The 16,025-nt window shown below is 63.5% G+C and carries 14 protein-coding genes and 1 tRNA gene; 14 read left to right on the top strand and 1 reads right to left on the bottom strand.

Features of this window, described 5'->3' with window-relative positions; genetic code table 11:
• Positions 1-64: 64 nt before the first annotated feature.
• From MN188_RS03880 to MN188_RS03835, 10 genes are all read left to right on the top strand, one after another.
• A complete protein-coding gene (locus tag MN188_RS03880) occupies positions 65-1,273 on the top strand; it encodes an SAM-dependent methyltransferase (RefSeq protein ID WP_242106286.1) in 1,209 nt (402 codons plus the stop codon).
• Between the two features lie 34 nt (positions 1,274-1,307).
• Positions 1,308-1,748 (top strand): TrgA family protein, encoded by a 441-nt coding sequence (locus MN188_RS03875; protein WP_242106285.1) that lies wholly within the window; start codon positions 1,308-1,310, stop codon positions 1,746-1,748.
• 4 nt (positions 1,749-1,752) lie between these two features.
• Positions 1,753-2,877, top strand: coding sequence for a gamma-glutamylcyclotransferase (locus tag MN188_RS03870; RefSeq protein WP_242106284.1), 1,125 nt, complete (start codon positions 1,753-1,755; stop codon positions 2,875-2,877).
• Between the two features lie 59 nt (positions 2,878-2,936).
• Positions 2,937-3,968 (top strand): cysteine synthase A, encoded by a 1,032-nt coding sequence (locus tag MN188_RS03865; protein ID WP_242106283.1) that lies wholly within the window; start codon positions 2,937-2,939, stop codon positions 3,966-3,968.
• Positions 3,968-6,439 carry a DUF3772 domain-containing protein gene (locus MN188_RS03860; RefSeq protein ID WP_242106282.1) on the top strand — a complete coding sequence of 824 codons (2,472 nt, stop codon included), beginning with the start codon at positions 3,968-3,970 and terminating at the stop codon, positions 6,437-6,439. Before MN188_RS03865 ends, MN188_RS03860 begins: the two co-directional genes overlap by 1 nt.
• On the top strand, positions 6,432-7,151 hold the full coding sequence (locus MN188_RS03855; RefSeq protein ID WP_242106281.1) for an alanyl-tRNA editing protein: 720 nt from the start codon (positions 6,432-6,434) through the stop codon (positions 7,149-7,151). The genes MN188_RS03860 and MN188_RS03855 overlap by 8 nt, the downstream gene beginning before the upstream one ends.
• Before the next feature lie 109 nt (positions 7,152-7,260).
• A complete protein-coding gene (locus MN188_RS03850) occupies positions 7,261-8,106 on the top strand; it encodes a class I SAM-dependent methyltransferase (protein ID WP_242106280.1) in 846 nt (281 codons plus the stop codon).
• Between the two features lie 215 nt (positions 8,107-8,321).
• A complete protein-coding gene (locus tag MN188_RS03845; protein WP_242106279.1) occupies positions 8,322-8,561 on the top strand; it encodes a hypothetical protein in 240 nt (79 codons plus the stop codon).
• A 21-nt stretch (positions 8,562-8,582) separates the two neighbouring features.
• Positions 8,583-10,097, top strand: coding sequence for a peptidoglycan-binding domain-containing protein (locus MN188_RS03840; RefSeq protein ID WP_242106278.1), 1,515 nt, complete (start codon positions 8,583-8,585; stop codon positions 10,095-10,097).
• A 95-nt stretch (positions 10,098-10,192) separates the two neighbouring features.
• Positions 10,193-10,282, top strand: a tRNA-Ser gene (locus tag MN188_RS03835).
• Between the two features lie 15 nt (positions 10,283-10,297).
• Here the strand turns inward: MN188_RS03835 and MN188_RS03830 are convergent.
• The gene (locus MN188_RS03830) at positions 10,298-11,176 is read right to left on the bottom strand and encodes a LysR family transcriptional regulator (RefSeq protein WP_242106277.1); all 879 of its coding nucleotides are present in this window, start codon (positions 11,174-11,176) and stop codon (positions 10,298-10,300) included.
• 110 nt (positions 11,177-11,286) lie between these two features.
• Between MN188_RS03830 and MN188_RS03825 the strand changes: the two genes are divergently transcribed.
• Genes MN188_RS03825 through MN188_RS03810 form a run of 4 tightly spaced genes read left to right on the top strand, consistent with a single transcriptional unit; the run spans position 11,287 to position 16,023 of the window.
• Positions 11,287-12,738 (top strand): aldehyde dehydrogenase family protein, encoded by a 1,452-nt coding sequence (locus tag MN188_RS03825; RefSeq protein WP_242106276.1) that lies wholly within the window; start codon positions 11,287-11,289, stop codon positions 12,736-12,738.
• Positions 12,738-13,718 (top strand): membrane dipeptidase, encoded by a 981-nt coding sequence (locus MN188_RS03820; RefSeq protein WP_242106275.1) that lies wholly within the window; start codon positions 12,738-12,740, stop codon positions 13,716-13,718. The genes MN188_RS03825 and MN188_RS03820 overlap by 1 nt, the downstream gene beginning before the upstream one ends.
• A complete protein-coding gene (locus MN188_RS03815; protein WP_242106274.1) occupies positions 13,715-15,400 on the top strand; it encodes a hypothetical protein in 1,686 nt (561 codons plus the stop codon). The genes MN188_RS03820 and MN188_RS03815 overlap by 4 nt, the downstream gene beginning before the upstream one ends.
• On the top strand, positions 15,397-16,023 hold the full coding sequence (locus MN188_RS03810) for a DUF3726 domain-containing protein (protein ID WP_242106273.1): 627 nt from the start codon (positions 15,397-15,399) through the stop codon (positions 16,021-16,023). Before MN188_RS03815 ends, MN188_RS03810 begins: the two co-directional genes overlap by 4 nt.
• The last annotated feature ends 2 nt before the right edge of the window (positions 16,024-16,025 follow it).

Genomic DNA, 16,025 nt, shown 5'->3' with positions numbered 1-16,025 from the left:
GACCCCCTTGCCCAAAACCCCGTCTTGCGCCTAGCATTTCGGGTAAAACAGGGGGGAAATGTGGATGATCCTGACCACGACAAAAGGCCAGGAAAACCTGCCGCGCTATTTCGCGCAGGTGTTTGATCTGGCCAAAAACATGAACCATGGGCGGCTTGATTTCGTGCTGGACGATGGGCGTATCTTTCGCGCCGAGGGTCGCAATCCCGGCTATGTGGCCCAACTGGAAGTCCATTCCGATGATGTCTTTGCCCGGCTTGTGCGCGAAGGCGATCTGGGCTTCTGCGACGCTTATATCGAAGGCGGGTGGAGCACACCGGATCTGCAAGCGTTCTTGGACCTGCTGCAATCGGATAACGAGGACCTGTACAACGGATTTCCCGGCATGTCGCTGGTGCGCATGTATGAACGCATGCGGTTCTGGCTTCAGTCGAACTCAAAACGCCAGGCGAAAAAGAACATCAGCTATCACTATGACCTGGGCAATGATTTCTATGGCCTGTGGCTGGATGACAGTATGACATACAGCTCTGCTTACTTTAAGACTGGGCAAGAAAGCACTGAAAAGGCTCAGGAACAGAAGTATGAGGCGATGGTCGATCAGATGGGCGTGCAACCCGGCGACCATGTGTTGGAGATCGGCTGCGGCTGGGGCGGGTTCGCCGAATATGCCGCTGGAAAACGTGGGCTAAGGGTGACCGGGCTGACCATCAGCCAGGAACAACACGACTTTGCCATCGACCGCATCCGCCGCGCCGGGCTGTCGGATATGGTCAAGATCAAGATGCAGGATTACCGCGATGAACGCGGCCAATATGATGCCATTGCCAGTATCGAGATGTTCGAGGCGGTGGGTGAAAAATACTGGCCCACCTATTTCAATACAGTGAAATCCTGCCTCAAACCCGGCGCGCAGGCGACGCTTCAGATTATAACCCTGACCGAGGCGCGGTTTGAAAGCTACCGAAAAGGTGTTGATTTCATACAGAAATACATTTTCCCGGGGGGCATGCTGCCTTCGAAAACCGCGCTTTTGGCCGAGATCGACCGCGCCGGGCTGACCTTTCGCAAGCAGATCGAATTTGGCGAAAGCTATTCGATCACGCTGCGTCGCTGGCATGACACGTTCAACGCGAAATGGGGGCAGGTGGCCGGGATGGGCTTTGATGATCGCTTTCGTCGCATGTGGAATTTCTATCTCACCTCTTGCGCCGCCGCCTTTCACAGCGGAAACTGCGACGTGATACAGGTAACTATGGAAAACCCGGCCTGAGGCTTCAGGGCGGGGACCGATAAGGAGCAGCCCCATGCCCACAGCCCCGAAACTTGTCGCGGCGGTCTTTTTTGCCGCTCTGGGATGGTTCTGTGCCGATCTGGTGAAACCGCTTTTGCCAGACGGCACCCAGATTGGGTTGTTCTCGCCCATTTCCGCAGGGTTCGGCCTTCTGGTCGGCTGGGTCTTTACCGGCAAGCGGTTGGGCTTGGGGCAGGGCACGCCGATCGGCATCGGCTTCTCCTCGTCGATCCTCATGGTCCTTTGGGTGCTCTTGTGCTTCTCGGGCTATGAAATGCTGCGGCTTGCTCTGCGCAAAAGCTATGATGGCCCGGTTGAGGCGATCCAGGGCATGTTTCAGATCGGCGTCGACTACCTGCTTCTGGCTGCCACGGTTGAGGTTGCCGGCGCGCTGGTCCTGGGCGGTGTTCTGGGCGGTGTCCTGACCGGGTGGGCCGCGCGCCGTTGGTCGTAAGCCGATGACGGATCTTTTCTTTTACGGCACGCTGCGTCACGCGCCGTTGCTGGCACTGGTGCTGGGGGCGGATGCCCCCGCCGCGCAACAGGCGACCCTGCCGGGGCATGAGGTCCTGTGGGCCGAGGGCGAATGCTTTCCGATGATCCGAAAGACCACAGGCGCCACCGCGCAGGGCGTGCTGGTCCAGGGACTGGACGACGCGGCGCTGGCGCGGCTGAACTTCTATGAAGGCGGCTTTGATTATGCGCTGGAGGATGTGACGGTCAGGTTGGGCGGCACGGACGTGGTGGCGCAGGTCTATTTCCCCGCGCCGGGACTGTGGACGCCGGGCGCGCCTTGGTCGCTGGAGGACTGGGTGCGCGACTGGGGCGCAATGACGCTGCATGCGGCTGATGAGGTCATGTCCTATTTCGGCCAGGTGCCGGCCGAGGAGGTCGCACGCCGGTTTTCCATGATCCGCACCCGCGCCGCCAGCCGCGCGCGGGCTGAGGCCAGTGCCGCCCCCACCACCTTGCGCAGCGCACTAGGGGACGGGGATGTCGCGGTGACAGACGCGCGCCGGCCTTATTCCAATTTCTTCACGCTTGAAGAACACGACCTGTCGTTTCGCCGCTTCAACGGCGCGATGAGCGCCAGTGTGAACCGCGCGGGGTTTCTGGGCGGCGACGCGGTGACGGTGCTGCCTTACGATCCTGTGCGCGACCGGGTTCTTGTGATCGAACAGTTTCGCGTCGGCCCGCATCTGCGCGGCGACCCGCACCCTTGGGTTTTGGAGCCCATTGCCGGGCGCATCGACGCCGGCGAGAGCCCGCAGGACGCCGCCCGACGCGAAGGGTTGGAGGAGGCCGGGCTTGAGATGCAAGCGCTTGAGCATATTGCCGATTATTACCCGTCTCCGGGCGCGGTCAGCGAATTTCTGTATTCCTATGTCGGCCTTGCCGACCTGCCCGACAGCGCGGCGGGGCTGGGTGGTGTGGACCACGAACAGGAAGATATCCGGTCCCATGTCATCAGCTTTGATCGCCTGATGGAACTTGTGACCAGCGGCGAGGCGGGATGCGGACCATTGGTCCTTTCTGCGCTGTGGCTTGGGCAAAACCGCGACCGGCTGCGCCGCCGTGGTTGAAGTCGCCCCGCCAGAGGCCTATTCCTTTGCCTATCGACAACGCGCGGAAGGGTGAAAAGATGGACGTGAAACAGGACCTTGCGGCCTCGGTGGGCAACACGCCGCTGATCCGGCTGAAGGCCGCCTCGGAGGCGACCGGCTGTGACATCTATGGCAAGGCCGAGTTCATGAACCCGGGTCAGTCGGTGAAGGACCGCGCGGCGCTTTACATCATCAAGGATGCCATCGCGCGGGGGGATCTGAAGCCCGGCGGCACCATCGTCGAAGGCACTGCGGGCAACACCGGCATCGGGTTGGCGCTGGTCGGCGCCTCGATGGGGTTCAAGACGGTGATCGTGATCCCGGAAACCCAGTCCGAGGAAAAGAAGGATATGCTGCGCCTGGCCGGGGCTGAACTGGTCCAGGTGCCCGCAGCCCCTTACCGCAACCCGAACAATTTCGTGCGCTACTCGGGCCGTCTGGCGGCCGAGCTGGCCAAGACCGAACCCAACGGTGCGATCTGGGCCAACCAGTTCGACAACGTGGCCAACCGCCAGTCGCATATCGAAACCACCGGGCCGGAAATCTGGCAGCAGACCGGCGGCAAGGTGGATGGCTTCGTCTGCGCCGTGGGCTCGGGCGGGACGCTGGCAGGTGTCGGCATGGCGCTGCAACCCAAGGGCGTGAAGATTGGCATCGCTGACCCGATGGGCGCGGGGCTTTACAGCTACTACACCACCGGGAACATCGCGATGGAGGGCGGGTCAATTGCCGAGGGCATCGGTCAGGTGCGCATCACCGCGAACCTTGAGGGTTTCACCCCCGACATGGCCTGGCAGGTGCCCGACGAGGAGGCGCTGCCGATCGTGTTTGATCTGCTCGCGCACGAAGGTCTGTGCCTGGGCGGATCGTCCGGCATCAACGTGGCCGGTGCCATTCGCATGGGGCATGAGATGGGGCCGGGGCATAGAATCGTCACGGTGCTGTGCGATTACGGCACGCGGTATCAGTCGAAACTGTTCAACCCGACCTTCCTGAAGGACAAGAACCTGCCGGTGCCGTCCTGGCTGGACGCGGGCCCCGCGCTGTTGCCCGAGGTGTTCGAAGAGTAATGCGACAGCTTCTGCGCCTCCTTTGCCTGACCCTGGTGTTGGCCTTGCCGGCCACCGGCCAGGCGCAAGACGTCACAACGGGTGATGCGTCCAAAGTGACTGTTCTGACGGACGGCACGCCGGATTACGACACCTGGGAGCGTCTGGCGCTGCGGGTCGAGGACGCGCTGGAAGTTGGCCGCGCCTCGGATGTGGTGATGCAGGACTTGCGCGGTGAATTGGTTGACTGGCGTGATGCCTTCACCGCCGCCCGGTCGGAAAACGCGATCCGCATCAACACGCTGAAAACGCAAATTGCCACCCTGGGCCCGGCGCCCGAGGACGGCGCGACGGAACCTGCGGTTCTGACCCAGCGGCGCGATGAGCTGACCGAGCTTCTGAACCAGGCGCAGCTGCCTGTGCGCACAGCGATTGAGGCGCATTCACGCGCCGACCTTCTGGTCAGCGAGATCGACAGCCTGATGCGCGCGCGCCAGGCTGACCAGCTGTTCAAGCTGGGACCAACCCCGGTGAACCCCACCCTGTGGCCGCGCGCAATCGCGGATTACCAGGTCACGGTGCAACGCGCGTGGGGCGAGGTGACCTCATCGTGGGGCAGCGAAACACAGCGCGCCGAACTGCGCCGCGAATTGCCGCTGACTTTGCTCATGGCGGTTATCGGGCTGGTGCTGATCACCCGTGGGCGGGCCTGGGTCATGCGCTTTGGCCTGAACGTGCGCAGCCGCGCCAAGGGCTCGGCCAAGGGCGTGTGGGGTTTTCTGACCTCGCTGGGTCAGATCGTGGCGCCGCTTCTGGGTGTCTATTTGTTGGTGCAGGGCCTTCACAACGCGGGCGTGCTTGGCCTGCGCGGCCAGATCCTGGCTGACAATCTGATGCTCATGGGCCTGTTCTTTTTCGCAGCCCTGTGGCTGGGCACAAGAGTGTTCGGCATGGGCGACGGCGTGGGCGCCGCGCTGCCGTTGGGCAGTTTGCGCGCCCGGACCGAGGGGCGCTATGGCGCCGCCCTTCTGGGGCTGCTGTTTGGCCTGTCTTATGGCCTTGAGCGGATCGCGAGTTACGAGACATATGACGATACCACGCTGGCGGTGCTGAACTTCCCGCTGCTTCTGGGCGCGGGGTTTCTGCTGATCCGCATCGGCCGGCTGATCCGGCTGAGCGCGCTTCTGGACGTGGACGAGGACGGGCAGGGCAGTTTCCGCACTGGCTTGATGAAAGTGCTGGGCCGCTTGGTCGTGGTGATCGGATACATCGGCCCGCTGGCCGCCGCCATCGGATACACCACCTTGGCGGGCACGATCCTGTTTCCCACCGCACAGACGCTGGCGCTTCTGGCGCTGCTGGAAGTGCTGCACCTGTTGTTTACCAACCTCTATGCGCTGTTCACCCGCAAGGATACCGCGGCTGCCGAACAGGCGCTGATCCCGACCCTGGCCAGCCTGGTGGTAGGAATCGCGGCGCTGCCGTTCCTGGCGCTGATCTGGGGCGCGCGCTGGACTGATCTGACCGAGCTGTGGACCACGCTGGGGCAGGGGTTCGCCTTGGGTGAGGCGCAGGTCACGCCGCGCACGCTGCTGACGTTGCTGATCGTCTTTGCCATCGGCCTTGTCGCGACGCGGGTGGTGCAGGGAATGCTGAAATCCTCGATCCTGCCGCGCACGAAGATGGACAAGGGCGCGCAGAACGCGGTGTCCTCGGGCATCGGATATGTCGGAATTTTCCTGGCGGTGATCGTGGCGATCACCAGTGCGGGCATCGACATGTCGTCGCTGGCGATCGTGGCCGGTGCGCTGTCCGTGGGTATCGGCTTTGGCCTGCAAAACATCGTGTCAAACTTCGTTTCGGGCATCATCCTGCTGATCGAACGGCCGATTTCCGAGGGCGACTGGATCGAGGTCGGCGGGCAGATGGGATATGTGCGCGATATCTCTGTGCGCTCGACCCGGATCGAGACCTTCGACCGGTCGGACGTGATCCTGCCCAACAGTGATTTGATTTCCGGCGTGGTGACGAACTACACCCGCGGCAATTCCATTGGCCGGGTGATCGTGCCCGTGGGCGTGGCCTATGGCAGCGACACCAAACAGGTCGAGGCAATCTTGAGAGACGTGGCCGAGGCGCATCCGATGGTCACGGTGAACCCGGCGCCCAACGTCTATTTCCAGGGCTTCGGCGCCGACAGTCTGGATTTTGAGATCCGCGCCATCCTGCGCGACGTGAATTTCATCCTGTCGGTGAAAAGCGACATGAACCACGAGATCGCCCGCCGCTTTGGCGAAGAGGGCATTGAGGTGCCGTTTGCCCAGCGCGACATCTGGTTGCGCAACCCCGAAGCGCTGGCGGGCACGGCCGCCGCAGCCCAAACGCAGTTAACCGCACCGATCACGCCGACAATGCAAGCCGCGCCCGAGGCCTTGTCCGTCAGTGACATGCATGCCGAGACCGACACGGACACAGGAGATGCCAATGACTAAGCCGCTTTTTCGAGATGACGCCTATCTGCGCGAGGCTCGCGGCGTGGTGCTGTCGCACACCGATCGGGGCGGCTTGGTGCTGGATGCCTCGATCTTTTATCCCACCGGCGGCGGGCAGCCTGGTGACGCCGGCGCGCTGCGCTGGGATGGTGGTGAATTGGCCGTGGCGACAAGCGTGAAGGGCGCGGGCGATGAGATCGTTCTGGTCCCCGCCGAGGGGTCCAACCTGCCACCGGTCGGCACCGAGGTCACACAGGTGCTGGACTGGGACCAGCGCAACCGCTTCATGCGGGTGCATACGGCGCTGCACCTTCTGTCTGTCGTGGTGCCGCTTCCGGTTACCGGTGGTCAGATCAGTGCAGTGAAGGGCCGGCTGGACTTCGTGATGGAGGAGCCGCCCGAGGACAAGCAGGCGCTGGAGGATGCGCTGAACGCCCTGATCGCGCGTGATCTTGAGGTGAGCGAGGATTGGATCTCCGACGCAGAGTTGGCCGCGAACCCCGGTCTGGTCAAGACGATGTCGGTGATGCCGCCCTCGGGCGCAGGCCGGGTGCGGCTTGTGCGCATCGGCGCGGGCGACGACCAAGTCGATCTGCAGCCTTGCGGTGGCACCCATGTGAAACGCACCGGCGAGATCGGCCGGGTGACCCTGGGCAAGGTGGAAAAGAAGGGCCGTCTGAACCGACGGTTCAACGTGCTTTTGCAGGCCTAGCGCTCCCGCCCGGCGCGTGCCCCTGGCGGGGCGTGGCCGGTTGGGCGTGGCCTCGCTTCGCTCGGATTTCCAAGCCGCCGGCGGGGGTATTTGCAGAAAGAGGATAGAGATGGACAACCTTCCGGACGATTGGCGCGCGGCGAACCTTGCGAGTTGGAACGAGCGGGTGGCGCTTCATCTGAAGGCTGATGCCTATGACATGACGCCGTTGCGCGAGGGGCGGGGGCGGTTGCACCCGATCGAACAAGGCGAGATTGGCGATGTGCGGGGGCTAAAAATCGCGCATTTGCAGTGTCATTTTGGTCGCGACAGTCTGATCCTGGCGCAGCAGGGCGCCGAGGTTGTGGGGCTGGATTTCTCCGGTGACGCGATCCAGGCGGCAAGGGAACTGGCGCGCGAACTGGGTCTTGAGGATCGTGCGTCCTTTGTCGAGGCCGACCTGTTTGACGCGCCCACCGCCTTGGCAGGATATGGCCCGTTCGACCTCGTGTTTGTGACCTGGGGTGCGATCGGCTGGTTGCCTGACATCAAGAGCTGGGCCGCTGTCGTGGCCGGGCTGCTGCACCCCGGTGGAAAGCTTTATCTGGCCGAGGGGCATCCCAGCGCATTGGTGTTCGATGATGAAACGACCGGGGAGGGGGCCTTGCCCAACTATTTCGTGCCGTATTTCCAGCGCACCCCGTTCGTGGATGACGCGCCCAGCGACTATACCGGTGATTTCCCGGCGTTGGAGGCGAGCCATGAGTATTGGTGGGACCATACGATGGCGGATATCCTGAATGCACTGATCGGGGCGGGGATGCGGTTGGATTTCCTCAACGAACATGACGCGATACCCTGGCGTATGTTTCAGATGCTCACGTCGCGCGGAGATGGCCTGTATGGATGGCCGGACAAGGCCTGGTTGCCGCTTGGCTTTTCATTGGGCGCCACCCGCAAGAACCCCGCGCCGTAAACGTGTCGCATGGGGGCATGTGTGTCTGGATGGTATACTTTTCCTACTGAGCGGGAAAGGTAAGGGTGACTTTCTGTTTTGCGATGCAGGATTCAACCTGTCCGGATCTCTATCCTCAGTAACGGTGCCGCAGGAACGGTGTTGGCACCTGACGTGAGGGTGAGGTTAAGGAGGGTGTTTCCCGACCAGACGGCGGACTGGAAGAAGGACACGAAATGAAGCAAGCGATCTATGTCATCGGCGGCGGATTGATCGGCTGGGGTATTGGCTCGGTGCTGGATCCGGCCTTGGGTTGGGTCATCGCCTTGATGGGCGCGGCGATCGGTCTGTGGATGGTGCGCGGGGGCCGGGGTGGCACCTCGCACAGCGAGACCTGGAACGGGCAGGATGACGACAGTGAAGGCGGCTGGTTCAGCGGCACAGATGATGGCGGCGACGCCGGTGGCGACGACTGAACGCCGGGAAGGACACGGAACATGACAACAGGTTTTCACCGCATTCTTGCAAGCAGTGCCCTTGGCTTGGTGCTGGCCAGCCCGGGTTTGGCCGAGGAGTGGATCAGCCCCTGCGATCTGGCCGCGAAATACGACGGCATGGGCGCGGAATATGAGAATTACGCGCTTTACTACGACGACATCTGCGCCAATGTGGGCCCCGATCCGCAGCCGCAATCTTGTCTGAGTTGGGGCGAGGCCTTCATGGGGGCGACCGGGGGGCTGGACGGTCGGACCTACAGCGATGCCGAACTGCAGAAGCTGTCGGACGATTGCGAGGCCGCTTTGACCGAAGCCGGGTTGGCACCGGATGCGCATACCTGTGGCGACGGCATGCTGGAATGCCTGCCGCCGGATGACAGCCTGATCGTCGCCGACGATGACGCGGTGGTGTTGGAGGACGACGGTAGCCCGGTGATGGGCGTGGACACGGGCGGCTGCGGCCCGAATATGGAATGCAAACCGCCAGAGGATGAACCGGTGCCGCTTGCAGATGACAGCAGTGCGGACACGGCGCCTGACACGTCCCAAGCTCCCGCGCCAGCATCCGCCCCTGATCCGGCGCTGGACCTGGCCTTTTGGGACGCGGTGAGGGACAGCGGCAACCCGGTGCTGCTTCAGGCCTATGTCGACAAGTTTCCGAACGGCACCTTCGTGATCATCGCGCAGGAGCTGTTGAAAGGGTTGAACGGGCAGGCGGCCACGCCGGATCCCACATCGGCCCCCGCACAGGCGCCGGTTGCGCCCGCGCCCCAATCGGCACAGACACCCACGCAACTGCACAACGAGGCGCTGAAACTTCTGGGCGAGGTCTTCTCTCAGCCCGTAGCCACCTGGAATACAAGCGCCGAGCGCCCGATCGCGCTGCTGCGTCAGGCAGCCGCGCAGGGCTATGCCCCGTCGAAATCGACGCTGGGCGAGATGTATGAGAACGGCATCGGCGTGCCGAAAGATCCCGACATTGCCTTGTCGCATTATATGGACGCCGGGCGGGGCGGGTATCTTGAGGGTTATTATCGCGCGTTGATGCTGATGGATCAGTTTTCCAACCGGTCGGGCTATGTCGATACGTTCCTCACGCTCTATCGCGCAGATCCGGGCATGGCGGTGGACAGCTTGAACGATGTGTCGCGCGCGGCCTCGCAATGGCTGCAAATGCACCTGAGGGACGCAGGGTATTACCAAGGCGCGATTGATGGCGCCTTCGGGTCCGGGTCGAAAGCGGCCCTTCAGGACTATGTCACCGGGGCCGTGAAACCCGCCCCTGTGCCGGTGGTGCCAAAGGCTGATGCCTCGATCGCCGCCGCAATGCAGCGCGAATTGGCGCGGGTTGGCTGTTATGACGGCGCGATTGACGGCAAATGGGGACCGGGATCGACACAAGCGATGCGCAATTTCGGCCATTGGAGCGGCGAGCCGGTCAACCCCAGCATTCCGTCGCAACACGGGTTGGACGCGCTGAAACGCACGCCGGCCCCGGTCTGCGGCGTCGATTGATCACGGCCTGCAATGAGGGCCACAAAAGAAAGGGCGCGGATTTTTTTCGCGCCCTCTTGCACCCACCCCCCGACCGGGTCTACATAGCGCGGCACGGAGAGGTGGCCGAGTGGTCGAAGGCGCACGCCTGGAAAGTGTGTAGGCAGGAAACTGTCTCCAGGGTTCGAATCCCTGTCTCTCCGCCACTTGCCCCAAAGATGCTATAACCCCTGCCAGTCCATGTCCTTCAGGATCTGTGTGAACGCCGTCAAGTGGGTGCTGTCGCGTGCGTCGCTGCGGGTCAAAAGGTCGACCTGTCGCTTGGCGGTTACGTCGCGGATCGGGCGAAACATCAGGCCTGCGGGGTCAATGCGAATGACGGATCGGGGCAGGATCGTCACCCAGTCGCCAGTTTTCACCATCGCCAGCAGCGACAGCGTGTTCTGCGCTGTTATACGGCTGTGGGACAACGCCGTCTGAACGCGTGGATCCTCGATGGCGGCGCTGAGCGGATTCGAGATCAGTCCGTGGGCGCTCAGTTGGGCCAGGTCGGGGTCGTCTGTCTGCTGCGCCAGCCTATGGTCCGGCGCGCAGACCAGCCCGAAATCATCGGCAAACAGCGTTTCGCTCTGCACCCCGCGTGTGGGGCCGGGGGGCGAGGCTATGCCAAGCTCCACCTGGCCCTGCATCAGCGCGCGCAACACGCCGGCGCTGTCCATGTCGCTCAAATCAACCCGCAGACCGGGGTGGGCGCGGGTCACCTGTGCCACCGCCCCTGGCAGGACCAGCCCCGCGACCGAGGGCACGGCGGCGACCCGGAGCAGACCACCGGGCGCCCGCGCGAAAGCCTCGATCGCTGATACCGCGCCGTCGAACGCGCCGAGCGCATTCAGCGCCTGTTCTTCGACATATTGCCCGAGCGGCGTCAGCCTTGTCTTGCGGTCGGTTTCAAACAGCCGCCCGCCCAGATGCGCCTCAAGCTGTTTCAGGGTCATCGACAAGGCCGACGGCGTGCGCCCCAGCCTGTGGGCGGCGTCCGCCAGGGTTCCGGTCTCGGCCACGGTGGCAAAGCAGCGCAGCATATCGATCTTGAGGTTCATCTTTCAGAAATCCTGAAGTTGGGTTCACAAGTTTCAATTTGACTGACTGTGTGTCCCGTGTCCATGCTGTTTGCAAATGCCAAACACAAAGCCAAACCTGTGGAGCCCCCATGACCGACACGAAGCTGAACCTGATTGCTGGCACCTGGATCGCTGGCGACAGCGCGATCGAAAACCGTAACCCGTCCGACCTGACCGAAGTGATCGGGTTGTTCACACAGGCGAGTTCGGATCAATTGACCGAAACGCTGGAACGCGCGCGGGTGGCGCAGGCGGAATGGGCCGCCTATGGGATGGAGCGCAAGCAGGCGGTTCTGATGGCGATCGGCAATGAGCTGATGGCGCGGGCCGAAGAGCTGGGAACGCTTCTGAGCCGCGAGGAAGGCAAACCGCTGGCCGAGGGCAGAGGCGAGGTGTTCCGCGCCGGGCAGTTCTTCACCTATTACGCCGCCGAATGCCTGCGCCAGCTGGGCGAAAACGCCGACAGCGTGCGCCCGGGGGTGGAAATCGACGTGCGCCGCGAACCGGTCGGCACCGTGGCGATCATCAGCCCGTGGAATTTCCCCACCGCCACCGCCTCGTGGAAGATCGCACCGGCGCTGTGTTATGGCAACGCGGTGGTGTGGAAACCCGCCAACCTGACCCCGGCCTCGGCGGTGGCACTGGCCGAGATCATCGACCGTCAGGACATTCCCAAGGGTCTGTTTTCGCTGGTGATGGGCTCGGGCGGCACGATCGGGCAGCAGCTTGTCGAAAGCCCGATGGTGGACGCGATTTCCTTCACCGGTTCGGTGCCGGTGGGCAAGGGCATTGCCTCGGCCGCGATCCAGAACCTAACGCGGGTGCAGATGGAGATGGGGTCGAAAAACGCCCTGGCGGTGATGGATGACGCCGATCTGGACCTGGCCGTGTCACTGGCGCTTGGCGGCGCCTTCGGGGGCAGCGGGCAGAAATGCACCGCGTCCTCGCGTCTTGTAGTGCATGCGGGCATTCACGACGCGTTTGTCGAAAAACTGGTGGCCGGTGCGCAGGCGATGAAGGTCGGTCACGCGCTTGAGGACGGCGTGCAGATGGGCCCGGTGGTCAACCAGCAGCAGCTGGACGAGAACCTGGCCTATGCCGATCTGGGTCGCGAAGAAGGCGCCGAGCTTGCCTGCGGCGGCGCGCGCCTGAACATGCCGCACGAAGGCTTCTATATGTCGCCGGGCGTGTTTCTGAACACAACCAACGACATGCGCATCAACCGCGAAGAGATGTTCGCGCCGCTGACCAGCGTGATCAAGGTCGACAGCTATGACGAAGCTCTGAGCGTTGTGAACGACACCAATTTCGGCCTGACCTCGGGCATCGTGACGCAAAACCTGGCGCGCGCCACGGATTTCCGCCGCAATGCGCGCACCGGAGTGGTGACAGTGAACCTGCCCACCGCGGGCACGGATTATCACGTGCCGTTCGGCGGGCGCGGCGACAGTTCCTATGGCCCGCGTGAACAGGGGCGCACAGCGGCCGAGTTCTATACCGTGGTCAAGACCGCCTATATCAGCGCCGGGACGCCGGTCTGATGCGCATCGACAATCTGCAATACGCCAATTGGTCGGAAAAGATCTTCCGCGAAATGCGTGCGGGCGGGGTGGACGCGGTGCATGTGACCATCGCCTATCACGAAAACTTTCGCGAAACGGTGTTGAACATCGAGCAATGGAACCGCTGGTTTGAGCAATACCCCGACCTGATCCTGAAGGGGCGGTGGGCCTCGGACGTGGCGCTTGCCCGCGCAACAAACCGTACCGCGATCTTTTTCGGGTTTCAAAACCCCAGCCCGATCGAGGACGACATCGGGCTGGTCGAAGTGCTGCATGATCTGGGCGCGCGTTTCATGCAGTTGAGTTACAACAACCAGTCGCTGCTGGCGACGGGCTGTTACGAGGCCGAGGATCCCGGCATCACCCGGATGGGGCGCGAGGTCATCGCTGAAATGAACCGCGTCGGCATGGTCATCGACATGAGCCATTCCGCCGACCGTTCAACGATCGAAGCGGCCGAGATGTCGCGCCGTCCGATCGCGATCACCCATGCCAACCCGCACGCCTGGGCGCCCGCCCTGCGCAACAAGCGCGATGAAGTGATCCGCGCGGTGACCGACAAGGGCGGCATGTTGGGCTTTTCGCTCTATCCGCACCACCTGAAGGACAAATCCGCCTGCACGCTGGAAGGGTTTTGCCAGATGATCGCCGATGCCGCCGCGCTGTATGGGGCGGAACATTTGGGCATCGGCAGCGATCTGTGTCAGGATCAGCCCGACAGCGTGGTGGAGTGGATGCGCGTGGGACGGTGGACCAAGAAAATCGACTATGGCGAAGGCTCGGCGGCGGCACCTGGTTTCCCACCGATGCCGGACTGGTTTCGTGACAATCGCGACTTTGGCAACCTCGAAGAGGGTCTGACCAAGGTGGGGATGAGCGCGAATGAGGTCGCGGGCATCATCGGGGGCAATTGGCACCGGTTCTATGCCGACAGCTTCACGCCCGAGGTCACGGGATGAGCGCGGGCGCGATCCCCCGCCGCGATCCGGCCCGCGTCATGCGCCTGCACCGGCTGGGGTCGCTGCACCAATGCCGGCTGAGCTTCATGCGCCAACTGACCCGTCGCATGGCGCGCGAAAATTGGACTTTTTCCCGGCCTGTTTTCAACATCGACGCGCACGGCGTGGGCCATGCAGTCTATTCCGCCAAAGGGCCTGATCGCACCTATTCGCTGGTCGCCTTTGCCCATGACCTGCCCGCCGATCAACGCTCGGACCGGGTGATTGCCCAGGCCTGGGACGCGACCTTCACCTTGTTTGACGGTGTGCCGGATGCCGATGACATCGCCCGGCTGAGGGCGAACGTCCCGCTGCAAGAGGCCGGGCGCGTCACCGCGCGCGAAATCTCGGTGTCGCGCGCCAACCGCTCGGTGCGGCTCTGGGCGCATTTTGTCGAGGCGCTGGCGGCTGGGCATCAGCCCGATCCCGCACGTATTGATGAGGTCGGATACCTGATGCGCACCACCGCCGTTTACGGTTCCGGCAAGCTGGGTGCTGCGGACCGTGAGGCGCTGGCGGGGCGCGAAGAGACACAAGCGCCGTTCCAGGTGGAAATGCTGTCGGTGTTCCTGACCCGTGCCTTTGTGCGTGACCTGGTCGAACACATGGCGCGCGCGCGCGGCGGTGACGCAGCGGTCAGGCTGGATCCGACCCTGGCCCGCCAGTTGGGCATCGGCAATTCCACCGGGCTGGGCATGGCGCCTTACCTGGTCAACCACCCGGTTTTGTTCAACAATTGGATCATGGCGCGGGAAGAGGCGATTGCGCGGGTGCGCAGTCTTCCGACCGCCACAGCCAAGGCAGTGGCCCAGGTGCGCGGGCTGCTGGCCGAGATGCGGGCGCAGGCGCAAACGGATCCGTCGCAGCACCCGATCCAAATCGAGCGCAACGCCGCCTTGGCCGCAGACCTGAGCGCACTTCTGGCCGAAATGGAGGCGCGCGACATGGCAGGCGATCAGCCCTGGAACCGGCTGTTTCTCTGGGCGGAACAGACGCTCAGCGACGAGGGGCAGGAATGCCTTGCCTCGTTCATGCTGGAACCATACGGCGATCTGGTCGACGGGCTGGGGGCCTGCATGGCGGATGCTAATGCGGATGCCGCGCGGATTGACGGTGCGATGCCGGTCGCCACGCTCTTGGACCTGCTGCAGGGCACCTATGGCTGGGCCCTGGCGCTTGACTGGCAGGCCCACGAGGCGCAGGCCCGCGCCTGGTATGTGTCCGAGGAAAAGCTGGAACCGCGTTTGGGCGAGCGCTTTGACGAACCGATTGCCGCATATGAGCAACCTCTGGCGCCCGGACGCGATGCTGCCGCCTTGGCGCAGGCATTGGCTGGCTGGGACGGCACCACGCCGGTGGCTGCGTTTCTGCTGAAACACCCCGAGCATCGCCACATGGTGCGGCGGGTGCAGATCTCGGCCCACGCGCCGTATGGCGAGATTCGTGACAACACGATCAGCGCCGAGGTGCTGCCGATCGACATGCTGCGCTGCAAGCTGTCGTTCTTTGGCGCCACCCGGTTTGATCCGCGCTCGGACCGCTGGGTGCGCATCTGCATGTATGCCGGCGCGCCCTATCCGGACGGGCTGACGGACGACAACGCGGACCTCTGGGTCTATGACCAGACGGAGGCGCCGGCATGATCCTGTCTTTGAACGAAGTTGAGGCAATGGCGAAGAAGGCCGCGCGGGGCGCTGGTTACAGCTGGGGCATGGCAGAAGAAGCCGGGCGCGCCACGCGCTGGCTGTGTGCACAATCGCAGCCTGGGGGGGCAGCGCTGGCCGCGCTCCTGACTAGGCTTGATCCGGTCGACATGGACGCTCGCGCGCCCCGGTCGCTGGACGATTGGGGCGCAGGCGATGCGCCCATGTGCCCACTGCTTGCCGGGGCAAGCTTTTGTGATGCCGTCACCCTTTTGCCGGACGCGCCGCTCACGATGCGCGCGGTGGCGCAACCGCTGCTGCTTTTGCCTTTCCTGGCCCAGGCTGCGCGTCAGGGGGACACGGCGTTCAGCCTGACCTTCGACGGGGTTATGGCCACGACGGACGGGCAGGGGCTGGACATCTCAGGCAACCCCGATGCCGAAACCGTCGATGTGGTGATCACACGCTCCAGCGTAACCTGCCCGGACACCTCCGGCACCCGCGCCGAGATCGACGCGGGCGATTGGGACACGCTTGGCCGTTTTGCCCACCGCACCTACGCGCCCGCCACCGAAGCCTCGCGCCGGTTGGGCGCGGGCACCGACCTGTCCGACAATGACTAAGG

The sequence above is a fragment of the Aliiroseovarius subalbicans genome (assembly GCF_022678625.1).
GTDB classification, from domain to species: domain Bacteria; phylum Pseudomonadota; class Alphaproteobacteria; order Rhodobacterales; family Rhodobacteraceae; genus Aliiroseovarius_A; species Aliiroseovarius_A subalbicans.
Note: the sequence above shows the minus strand (reverse complement) of the source record. Positions and strands in the feature narration are given on the sequence as shown.